General features: G+C 55.4%; 1 protein-coding gene (cut by a window edge). It reads left to right on the forward strand.

What is annotated here, in order from left to right:
- On the forward strand, positions 1 to 13,635 hold the beginning of the coding sequence (locus tag K239x_RS17290) for a VCBS domain-containing protein (RefSeq protein ID WP_145419475.1). The gene runs 14,013 nt beyond the window's last position; 13,635 of the gene's 27,648 nt are visible here — the first part of the coding sequence; the start codon lies at positions 1 to 3; its stop codon lies off the right edge, out of view.

The raw sequence follows: 13,635 nt of genomic DNA on the forward strand, positions 1-13,635 counted from the left end.
ATGCCACGCAACTTTGACTTCTATCGCCTTGAAGACCGCGTCCTCCTGAGTGGCGAAAGTCTCGACGGATCCAATGCGGATACCGGCGCCGAAGATGCGTTGGTCGAATCGCTGATGGCCCAGTTCGATGGAGCCCAGTTCGATGGAGCCCTGTTTGAAGGTGCCCAGCTAGCAGAAGCAGACGGTCACGTAGTCGCGAATCAAACCGACCAGCAAGCGACACAATCGGCACTGGACGAAAAATCAGATGAACTGAACCAATCCGCATCTGTCTTCGGCGACGGATTGATCGACGCAAGCACTCTTGATCCTACTCGGCCAATCCAAATCGTCTTCGTTGACGCCGGAGTGGAGGATGCCGAGCCCCTACTGGATGGACTGATCAGTGGTAGCGGGATTGAAAACGACACGCAGTGGTATGTGGTGCGACTGTCGGCTGATGCCGACGGTGTTTCTCAAATCAGCGACACATTGCAAAACATCAGCGGGATCGATGCCATCCACCTTGTCAGCCACGGCGACGGCGAAGGCATCCAGCTGGGCAACCTGAAGCTGGATCTCGATTCCGCCGCCGGACGCGCCGGCGAGATCGCCGGTTGGGGCGCATCGCTGGACACCGATGCTGATCTGCTGATCTACGGTTGCGATTTGGCCAGCACCAATGTAGGACGCGAACTAATCGATTCGATCGCTGCTCTCTGCGACTGCGATGTCGCCGCCAGTGATGACGTGACGGGACATGAAGAGCTCGGTGGTGACTGGATTCTGGAGTATGTCGTCGGCGATGTGTCTACCGACGTGGCGTTTGGGTACGTCGCTCAGGCTTCGTGGCGCAACACGCTGGACATCACCAGCAATTTGGTTCTGCACCTGGCGCTGGACGATGGTTCCGGAAGTACAGCTGACGACGCAACAGCCAACAACAACGATGGCAACGTGGTTGGTAGTCCAGTCTGGACCTCAGGCGAGATCGGCGGTGCACTCGAACTCGACTACACCGATGGCGAGGACTATATCGAAATCCCTAACTCCCCGACTCTCGAGAATGTGCAGGAAGGCGACTACACACTGGCGGCATGGTTCCGTCCGGATTCGATTCCCCCGGGGACGGGATCGGACAACGATGCGAGCTATGGAATCATTGTTAAGCAGGGCTGGCACGCCGGGATCTCCTTTACTGAGTCAGGCCGGTTTGCCTTTGACCATACTTTTTCGGATACCTCGAGCTTTGGATTTGAAAGCACAAACACTTTCACGACAGGACAGTTCTATCACGTCGCTGCGGTCCTAAACCGTACGGCGGGCACTGCGTCCCTTTATGTGAATGGTCAGCTTGAAGGGTCAACCAGCTTCACGCCAGGGGAGGCTGCATACGACTACGGTACGGATCCCTGGAGAATTGGGATTGCGATCCCAGGGGGCGGCACTTGGGGTTGGCCGGCAGACGGAGCCATCGATGAAGCACGGATTTATGATCGTGCATTGAGCGCATCCGACATCGCCGAACTGGACGCGTATGCGCCAGTGACTTACCCGGCTGCTTTTGGTACCGACAACCAGTACGAGTGGATCACCAATGTGACGTATGCGGGAATTAACAATTCCACCGGTGCAGAAGCGACCGGTTACTACGGCGACTACACCAGCGAAATTGCTACGGTCACGCAAGGTGATTCCAACGACCTAACGATCTCGATTCAATATGACACTAGCAATACCGGAGACCCGGAGCATGTGAAAGCCTGGATCGACTGGAACCAGGATGGTGATTTCGATGACACCGATGAAGAGGTGTTCTATTCGACCATCAACATTTCTGATCCCGAGACAGTCACGATCACCGTCAACACACCAGCGACGGCATTGGCGGGCACGACCGTGATGCGGGTCGCAATGAACTGGGATAGCGCCCCGACCAGCGTAGGCGCTCAGGCTTTCGGCGAAGTCGAAGACTACAGTGTTACCGTTCAGGGGGCGCAAACATTCACCGTCACCAACACCAACGACAGCGGTGCCGGTTCGCTGCGTCAGGCGATCATCGGCGCCAATACCAACGCTGGTTTCGCGGACACGATTGTTTTCGATATCAGTGGCACGGGTGCACACACGATCAATCTGCTTTCAGTCCTGCCGAACATCACTGGCGAAGTCACGATCGACGCCACTAGCGACGACAGCTTTGGAGCAAATGGGAATCAGCCAGCGATCATTATCGACGGAAACGGTCTGACGGGTGACGGTCTCGTCTTTGAGAGTACTTCCGACAACAGTACGGTCAGTGGCTTGGTCATTCGTGATTTCGACGGCAACGCGATTAACCTATGGGGTGACGCAGATAGCATCACCATCCAAGGCAACTACCTTGGAAGCCTGGAAACTGATGGCAGCTATGCGGGTGCGGATGATGAAAACACTGGCCATGGTATCGCGATTGCAAGTGCCAACAACACGATTGGCGGAACCAGTTCAACAACTCGCAACATCATCTCGGGAAATCAGTCAAACGGAATTTACATTCACAACTATGGTGGCTTTGGTGCATCCGGCAATCACGTGCTCGGAAACTATATCGGTACCGATGCGACGGGCACGGTTGCGATTGGCAATGGTAGTACGGGAATTGGGATTTTTGGCGGGGCAGACAACAATACGATTGGTACTGATCTGGACGGCACGAATGACGCCTTGGAAGGCAACCTTCTATCCGGAAATGCGAGCTCAGGAATTCAGGTTTGGGATGCCGATTCCAATGCGATTCGTGGCAATCTTATCGGAGTTGATGTGACGGGGACGTCACTCCTGGGTGACATGAATATGGGAATTCAACTGGCCGGTGACGCGTCGTTCAGCGTGATCGGCGGCACCAGCGTTTTGGCCGCTAACGTGATTGGCGGCACCAACTGGAGCGGGATCAATCTCACGACTTCCGGCACCAGCAACAACGTCATTCTAGGCAACTTCATTGGGACCGACTCGACCGAGACATACGACCTTGGCAACTTGGGAATCGGTATCTTCATAGAGGGCGAGGCCTCCAACAACACGATCGGCGGAATAAGCGCCGGCGAGGGCAATGTCATCGCCTACAGTGGTGACGATGGAGTCGCAGTTGATGACTCGGGAACCAACACCACGGTCGGCAACCTGATTCGCGGCAACTCGATTTACAGCAACGACGACCTGGGCATCGACTTAGGGATCAACGGACGATCAGCGAACGATACGGATGACACCGACAGCGGAGCAAACAACCTCCAAAACTGGCCACTCCTAAAATCGGTCTCGATAAACGACGCAGGATTGCTTTCGTTCACCGCTGACACCTCATCCTTCGAGTCCGGTTCTTATTTCATCGACCTCTACGCAAGCACGGATCGAGACGGCGGACAAGTCGAAGGAGCTCGTTTCCTTGGCAGCCCAGGCTTCATCCCTTGGGGGAATGCCAACTACAGCGGATTCCTGGGTGGCGTCACTCTCGATCCTGGTGAGTACATCACGGCAGTGGTGACGGACACGAACGGGAATTCGTCCGAGTTCTCCAACTATGCCGTGGCGACCGATGGGGATACAGATGGGACTGCTCCAAGTGACGTCAACGCCATCGCTACAACGGGTGGTGGACTAAGCATCAATCAAGACGGTGGCAACGACATTGTTCTGATCGCCGACGATGGCGGCAGCTTGCTTGGTGGCTTGACCGCATTGACGTACGAAACCCAGTATTCGACAACGGATTCGTCCAATCAAACTCTGGTCTCCTACGCAACGTCATCGAATGACAACGAATTCAAGCTGGTTACCCAGTCCACTGGCAACCTAACGATTCAAGTTGGTTCGCAAGGCACCACCAACAGCGACTTCGACTTCCGCACACTCGCGGATGGGGCCGAGCACACAGTTTCCTTCACATGGCAAAGCTCTGATGGTGAATGGTTCTTGTACATCGACGGTGTCGAAGAAGCTACTGGAACGCTCGCGATGGGACAGACCATCGCCGCTGGTGGAACATTGGTGATCGGAAACGAACAGGACTCGCCCGGCGGTGACTTTGATCCCAATCCATATTTGTCCGCGATGATTCATGACGCTCGAATCTTCAGCAACGTGCGATCCGCTGGGGAAATCGCGGGCAGCTACCGCAGCACCTTGGCTCACGACGAAGCGAACATGATCGCCAATTGGCGTTTCAATGATCTCTCGTCCGATGGCGTGGTGACCGAATCGGTTGCAGGCAACAACCTCACGATCACTCACATTGGCGGAACCGGCTTCTCAACCAGCGAAGCGTCGGTGACGTTCTCCTTGGATGAAAATCCTTTGAATAGAACGATCGTTGGTGCGGTTGCCGGAATCGACGCCGAACGGGAAGCCAAAATCGCTTCTCTCTTGGCTGCCGACCCGGACTTGCGATACAGCGTTGAGACTGGAAAGTTCTACAAGGTCGTTTCAGGCGCATTTGATCAAACTGTCGCCCAAACAAATGCTGAATCGACTGACCTTAGCGGGGTGACTGGGCAACTTGCCGCTATTCGTTCAGCAGCGGAAAACGCGTTCATCACGAATTTGGCCAACTCAGAAACCGGGGGTGGCAGCGTATGGCTTGGTGGTACTGACGCGACCGTTGAAGGCGAGTGGCGTTGGATCGAAAATGGCAACGAGGCCGACAAGTTCTGGGACGGTGCAGTTGATGGCTATCGAACGGGCGAATACAGCAACTGGGTTTCCGGTAGCCAGCCCAACGACGCGGGAGGCGCGGAGGACGCCATTCGGCTCGATTCTTCATCCGGACAATGGTATGACGCTCCGACAACAGCGTCACCTCACAGCTACATCATCGAATGGAACGCTGATGAAGTTCTCGATGAGACCGATGCGATATCCTACGCCCTTTCCGCTCAATCGCACGCTGGAGCCTTCACGATCGACGCCGACAGCGGTGAAATTACGGTCGCCGACGGATCACTAATCGACTTCGAGGATCCGACGCCGTACACGATCACGGTTGAAGTCAGCGACACCAACTCACCAACCCCCAATACTTATACCGAACAGTTTTCGATCTCCATCAACAATCTGGTCGAGGACAACAACGCGCCAAGTGATCTGTCCACTGGCATCGAACTGAATACCGACGGTGGGAACGATGCGTATTTGCAGCTTGCCGACGGAAGTCCGATCTTAGGCGGCTTGGATGAGCTGACGTTTGAAGCATCCTTCCAGGTCGATAGTGCTCCAACCGGACACATCGCCTTGATCGACTACTGGGAGGGTGGGATTTCCAACGAGTTCACTGCGGGGATCAACGCAGACGGAACGCTGTTCATCTCAATCGCCGATTCGCCGCTTGAATCGACCACGCAGTCCTTCGCGGAACTTCTTGATGGTGACCAACATCATATTGCGGTGTCGTGGGACCAAACCAATGGTGACGTAAGGTTCTTTGTCGATGGACAGTTCGTCGAAGCAATCGCTGGTCAGGGAACTGGCCATACCCTCTACGACAGCCCAACGGTTGGTTTGATCATCGGACAAGATTCCGACGATGCGGGTGACTTGTACTCGGCCAATGCATTTCAGGGCACGCTGTATGACGTTCGCATTTGGGACCAAGTCCGCAGCGAAGCCGAAATCTCGCTGACCTATCAAAACAAGTTCGACAGCGGCAACTTGCCGACCGGACTGGTCGCCAACTGGCAAATGGATGGCTTCAACGGATCCAACGAAGTCGTCGATGTGGTCAGCGGAAACAACCTCAGCGTTGGACATGCGGTCGGAGCTGGCCTGACTGCCAGCACACCGGTTGATGACTTACACATCAGCGAAAACGCAACCGATGGAACGACCGTTGGCTACGTCGTGCCGACCGATTCGGATGTCAGTAACGATGTGGTGGAAGACGGCTTGTTCAATCACGCAGGCGCAACCGGCTACGTCAATGTTGCCAACGGCACGACTATTGGCGGAGTGGATGGAAGCTGGACAGTTGTTTCTGGCGACGTCGACCTCGAAGGTAGTTGGGACAGCTCTCCGCTGGGTGGTACGCCCCTTGGTTTGGATGGCACGGTCCCCGGAGCGATTGAGCAGACGTTCGACACGGAAACTGGCAAGCAATATCAAGTTGTCTTCGCTCTGACGGGAAACTTCTTCGGCTCAGAATCGCACTTTGGATTGCGTGTTGGCGCTGCAGGCCAAGCCAATGACTTCACGATTGAGGAACCTGATGCGTGGAGTTCGAGCAACTTGGGCTGGGAGCATCGTTCGTTCACGTTTACTGCGAGCGACATCACGACCGATCTGCAATTCGCATCGCTTAGCGAATCCGGCGGATATGGCGCCGTGATCGGCGATGTCCAAGTCATCGAAATTCCGCAAGCGGTCACCACGATCCTGAACAACGATCCGACGCTGTCCTATGAGGGGGCGACGGGCAAGTTTTATCGCTTCGTCAATTCGCCAACGAACTTCGACGCCGCATTGGCCGCAGCGACCGGATCAGCGTTGAACGGAGTCGATGGTCAGCTGGTCACTATCCGTTCGCAATATGAAAACGATCTGATCCGACAGTTCGCACTGGATGTCAAAGAAGACATCTGGCTGGGAACCTTCGACACCAACAACGACGGAAACTGGAACTGGCTTGACGGCGACGTCGAATCAGACGAACAATTTTGGACCGGGGGTGATGCCGGGTCAGCCGCTGCTGGATTTTACGCAGCAGATTTCGGCCAATCTGAAGTCGCTGGTGAGGACTATGCTCGGCTAACACAATCCGGGACGTGGGCTGACAGTGGCGAAAGCGGAAGCCGAGCCTACGTCATCGAATGGGACGCCAGTGAAGTGCTTTCCAACTTCACGTTCAGCCTGACCGATCCATCGAACAACTTTGAGATCGACAGCAGCACCGGCGAGATTACGGTCGCAGGGACAAACACGCTCGACTACGAAACCGCGACGTCCCACGACGTCGATATTACCGTTGTCGATGCGGCGGGCAACAGCTACACCGAACTGTCGATGACGATCACGGTCGACAATGAGTTAGACGCCAACCAAACCGTTCCGGCGGTTCAGACGATCGACGAAGACATGCCACTGGCCTTCGTCGCTGGTACCGCGACTGAAGTCAGTGTCAGCGATTCGCTTGGGGGCACCGACTCACGCATGCGAGTCACATTATCGGTCAACGATGGCGTGTTAAATCTGTCTCAAACAGCGGGACTGACGTTCATCGAGGGCGTCGACGGCAGCGGCAGCCTTATCATTGACGGTACCGAGTCCGACATTAACGCGGCACTGGACGGCTTGACCTTCACGCCCGATGCCGATTTCAACGGCAGCGTGACGCTGAACATGAACACGGCGCTGGCGGCTGATTTAGCCGGCCACTACACGTTTGAAAGCGACCCTTCCGATCAGAGTGCCGGTACGGGTTACGACGGAACGCTCAACGGCAATGCCTCGATCCAGCCCGACGCCGAAAGAGGCCAAGTGCTTAAACTTGATGGCGCCGGCGACTTTGTGCAAATCACCGGCCTGATGGGCAGCCCCGCGGACGTGACGCTTTCGGCTTGGATCAATGCCGACAGCGTCGACACCTTTGGTGCGAGCGTTATCTCCATGGGCACCAGCCCCGCACTCTATCTGGATACCGATGGGACGTTGATCGGATACTACGAATCGGGTGGAACCAACAACGTTGTACAGTCAACCGAATCGTTGGTCGGCACCGGCTGGAGGCACGTGGCGGTCAGCATTGACGCGGCGAATTCCATGACAATCTACATCGACGGAGAGGCTATCCAAACAACGAGTCCCGTTGGAGCCATCGAATACGACAATAGCCCAAATACTTACATCGGCCGAGCGGGTGATGGGTTGGGCGATTTCGACTTCGATGGAAAGATCGACGAAGCACGTATCTATTCCAGATCGTTGTCGGCTGGCGAGATTGCAGCCCTGGCAGCCGATAACACCAGCAACTCGGCCTCAGTCAATGTCACGGTTGATCCGGTCAATGACGCGCCGACGTTTGACGCGGCGGGGGTTGGGGGCTTTGGCTCCGAGAACCTGATTTTTTCCGACGGATCGGCTGCGACCTCGGTCGTCACGGGTGACATCGATGGCGATGGCGATCTGGACACCATCGCAGCGAGCCAGAACACCGACGAAATAGTTTGGCTTGAAAACGACGGGGCTGGAAACTTCACAACCCATTCGGTCACAACGGCAATCGATGGCCCAATGTCGGTTTCTGTTGCAGATGTAGACGGCGACGGTGATCTTGACGTCCTGTCCGCCTCAAACACCGACAGCACCCTCGCATGGTATGCCAACGACGGCGCAGGAAATTTCACCAAGTCGATTATCACTGCTTCCGTCAGTGGCCTGACTGGAGTGGATGCAGTCGATTTGGATGGAGATGGTGACATGGATGTGCTGTCGTCGTCCACCGATGCGACCATCCGATGGTATGAGAACGACGGAAATGAGAATTTTACATCGCACATCATCACGAATTCCGCAACTGCGGCCCGAATGGTGACGTTTGCTGACGTGAACCGCGACGGCCATATGGACGTGTTATCGGCATCCTATGGCGATGACACAATCGCCTGGTACGAAAATGATGGTAGCCAAGGATTCACTGAACGAGTGGTGACCAATACTGCAGATGGTGCCCGATTTGTTCAGGCGGTCGACCTCGATGGAGATGGCGATATTGACTTGGTCGGATCTTCCACCTTGAACAGCGAAGTGTTCTGGTTCGATAACGATGGAACCCAGAATTTCACCAAGCAGTCTATCTCGACAAACTACTCGGACGTATGGCAACTGAGTGTCGCGGATCTCGACAACGATGGCGATCTGGATATCGCATTAGCTGACTTCGGAGGAACCAGCGATGTCGTGTTCCTCGAGAACGATGGCAATGAAAGCTTTGGCGTTTCAACCATTGCGACAGGGGCAGGGACCCTGATGTCGGTTGCCCTGGGCGACGTCGACGCTGATGGAGACTTGGAGGTATTCACTGCGGCCTGGGGCAACGGGGATATCGCTTGGTATGAGAACTTGACCACGCAGACGTCACTCGACGGCAACCCGACCTATATCGAAGGCAACTCGCACGTTGTGTTGGACGGGAATGTCCAAATCTTCGACGAAGAACTGAATGCAGCGGATGATTTTGGTGGATCGACGCTCATACTCCAACGAGCCGACGGGCAGAATTCAGACGACAGTTTCAATCGCGATCTATCTAGCAACTTGACCTTTAGCGGATCGAACTTTTTCCTGTCGGGCGTGCAGAAAGGCGACTACGTAGCGTTCAACGGACGGCTGACGTTGACGTTTGATGTAGGTGTCACGAACGCCGAAGTCAATGAAGTCGCACAGGCAATCGCTTATCGCAATAACAATGACTCACCACCGGCAAGCGTTGACATCGAGTGGACTTTCAATGACGGCAATACCGGTGCACAGGGCAGCGGCGATGATCTGGAAGTAGTCGGCACGACGACGGTCAACATTGTCGATGTACCCAACGGAGCCGCTTTGACGGTTCCAATCGCACAGTCGGTCGATGAAGACGCGCCACTGACATTCTCCAGCGGTAACGGAAACGCGATCGTCGTCGATAGCGGCAGCTCGAACGATCCGATCGTGACTGCGACGCTTTCGGTGACCAACGGCACGCTGACGGTTTTCACGGCAACTGGCATCACCTTCCTTGATGGAACCAGTGACGGCGACGCGACGATCACGATTTCCGGCACCGAATCGGATATCAATACGGCGTTGAACGGACTGCAATACCAGGGCGATCAAGATTACAACGGCACCGATACGCTAACGGTGACCACGGGATCGGCTGTGACCGCCGAAGCAAACTTGCACGCCCGCTGGGAATTCCTGAACGGTTCACTGGAAGATGAGACATCCAACAATCATGACGGAACCGCGGTCGGTGATCCGACTCTAACTTCGGATGCCGAGCGTGGCGACGTGCTGACGTTCGATGGAAACGATCGCGTTACGATTTCGGGCGGAACCAGCGGACTCGGTGACACCGTCACGATCGCTGCGTGGGTCAATTTGGACGCCGGACAGCAGGACAATGTGTTCCTGTCGATCGGTGATGACTTTTACGTCATTCTTGATGAGTCCAGTGGTGTCAGAAACATGTCGATGAACGCCAACGGCTACACGACCGGCAGCAATGCATCCGCTCACAATATTGCTGGCGATGGTTGGAACCACGTCGCTGCGACGCTGGACAACACCAACAAAATCGTTGTGCTGTACCTCAACGGTGAAGAGATACGGCGTGGAACATTCTCGTTCAGCGACATCACTTGGGGCACGACCGGATCGGCTGACATTTCAATCGGCTCACGAACAGACGGATCAAACGCCTTCACAGGCAGCCTTGATGATGTCCGCGTCTACGACCGCGTGTTGACCGAAGCAGAAATCAGCGCCGTCCTCGGCGACCAAGGCTACGCCACCGATGATGTTGCGATCAGTGTCGCTGCCGTCAATGATGCACCGTCTTTCGACAACACAGGAAATCTCTCGCTCGATGCGATTACCGAAGACGCGATCAATAACAGCGGCAACACGGTCGCCGAGATTTTGTTAAGCGATGGAGGTGGGGATCGGATTACCGACGCCGATTCCGGTGCCGTCGAAGGCATCGCGATTTTCTCGGCCGGCAGTACGTACGGGACTTGGCAATACGACAATGGTTCAGGTTGGACCGATGTCGGAAGCGTTTCAGTGACCGAATCGTTGTTGCTGGCCGCGGATGACAGCCTGCGATTCGTTCCCAATGGCGAAAATGGCGAGACCGCTAACATCGCCTTCGCCGCATGGGACCAAACCTCAGGATCGTCTGGCAACAAATCGGACATGTCGACGTTCGGCGGTACGACGGCCTACAGCGACGCCACCGATTCGGCATCCATTACAGTCACCGACGTCAACGACGCAGCGACGATCGATTCCGGCTTTGATGATTTCGTTGCTGACTTTGGTGGATCAACTTCGACCACTATTATTGGTAAGGCAACGATCTCATCTGACAACCTGATCGCGATCGATGCAGACCAGACGTACGATCTTTCCGTCACCGCATATTCGGGTGACGGCGCGGGCGGCAACTACGACGCGGGCGAAACTCATTACCTGGGTTTCTTCAGCTACGACATTGACGGCAACCAAATCAATTCACGACACACCGGGCAGTATGCCGGCGCCGTTGATACAACGCTGGCCGTCGACCTAGTTGCGGGGGCGACCCAAATTGTCTTGAGCGATGCAACCGGCTGGTACGAGGGTTCAGCGGACATAAATCGCTCTTTGGCGTGGTACGGCTACACCAACAGCCTCGGTGAGACCTATGACGACTACACCTATACGCGCAACTTCGTTGAAGACTTGTGGGATGAAGATGGAATTGATCACGCCACCAACACGATTACCCTGAAATCCGCCTGGGCCGGGCCGACCATTTTGGCTGGGGATGCAGTTCGCAACATGTCGCCCACAGGTGGAACTTATCAGTATCCGTTGCTGGGCAATTCTACACTCACCGAAACCGCGACAGAGTTTACCACGACGATTGGTGGCGGGTTTGACTCGGGTGCCACCAGCCAGACTCTGTTCCGTCACGGAACGGCCTACGTTGAAGCTCTCGTCCTGGCAAACTTTACCGGCACCAGTAATCAACTGAATGTCAGTGACTTCACGATCCAGACGCAACAAGGCACGACGCTCTTCACCGAAGACGGCGGGGCAATTGCGATTTCGGACGCTGAGTTTGCGATCACCGATCCAGATGACACGTTCGCAGAGTCCGTCACGATCACGCTGACCGACGGCAAGATTGGCGACATTCTGAACGTCAATGCAACGGCCATCAATGCACTGGGCATTTCCGTCAGCGGCATTCCGGCCGGAAATCTGGTTGCCGATGGCAGTATCACTTTGACACTGACCAGCGACACCGCGAACTCGGTTACCTTCCAGGACTACAAAGACGCCGTCGAACTGATCACGTTTGACAACAACAGCGACGACCCCGACACCACCGATCGCACGCTGACGTTTGTCGTCAACGATGGCGATGTCGATTCGGCAACCGAAAATCTGGTCATCAAAGTTCACGCGGTTGACGATGCACCGGTAGTGTCGACGACACCAGTGGATCCAACATTCACGGAAGGTGGAAGCGAGGTTAGCGTTTTTGCTGGAACGACCATCGATCCCGTTGAGGTGGGTGACAGTATTGGATCGCTTGAGATCTCCATTGCCGGAGTGTCCGATGGTGCCCACGAGCAGTACCGAATCAATACTGAATTCATTTCCTTGGTTGACGGAAATGAAGGAACCACGACCGGAGGAGACTTTGACTACAGCGTGTCGGTCAACGCAGGAGTTGCGACGCTAACAATCTCCAGAGATTACAGCTTTGGGGCTGGCACAGCAGCGTCGGTCATCGACAACAGTCGCTACCAAAACACCAGCGAGGCATCCACCGGGACGACTCGCACGGTCACACTGGAATCGGTCACAGAGTTTGAGCAAGACGGCGTAAATGACTCGACTACCGTGGGAACTCAGTCGATCATCACGATTGCAGATGTCAATGATGCACCGGTGATGGCGGGGAGCAACGCCGGTTTTGCCACGATCACTGAGGATGACGTCAATAACACAGGACAGACGGTCCTAAGCCTGATCGGCACGATGGGCGTTGACCCGATTACCGACCCGGATGGGCCAAGCGAACCAGAAGGCATCGCAGTTTTCATCAACAATGAAGGCACCGGGACGTGGCAATATCAGCTGGATGGTTCGTCGACGTGGGTTGATGTGGGAACAGTCAGTGGATCGTCGGCGCTGTTGCTGGGCACTGACGACTCGATTCGATTCCTTCCCGACGGGAACCAGGGCTCAACCGCGAACTTTGGTTTTCGAGCATGGGATCAATCGACGGGAACCGCCGGCAACAAAGTCGACATGGGCTCGGTAGGTGGATCAACGGCATTCAGCACGAACACACATTCGGCGCTCATTTCGGTCACGGATGTCAACGACGCCCCCGTTTACGACAACAGCGGTGATTCGCGGCTGACGACGATCGACGAAGATAACACGACGAACAACGGCAACTCGATCACCGAAGTGATTGCCTCGGCAGGTGGAGATCAAATCACCGATGTCGATGGGACGAGCGAGCCAGAAGGTTTTGCGATTGTCGGTCGAACTTACGGCAACGGAGCGTGGGAATATTCAACCAATAGCGGAACGACGTGGACCGACATCAGTGTGGTCAGCGAATCAAGCGCGTTGTTACTTCGGGGCACCGACCGGGTTCGCTTTGTTCCGAACGAGGAAAACGCAGCGGCTCCGTGGCTGGAGGTCAAAGCCTGGGACGAATCGTCGGGCGCGTTCGGCGCGAAGGTCGATACCACGACCGACGGCGGCACAACGGCTTTCAGCGATGAAGTCGAACGAGTCAACTTGACTGTCACCGCGGTCAATGATGCAGCAACGGTAGCGACCAATACAGGCGTAACTGTAGCCGAAGGTGGATCGACCGTTATCACCAATGCGATGCTAAACGAAGGTGAC

It is taken from the genome of Stieleria marina (assembly GCA_007741555.1).
Taxonomy (GTDB): domain Bacteria; phylum Planctomycetota; class Planctomycetia; order Pirellulales; family Pirellulaceae; genus K23-9.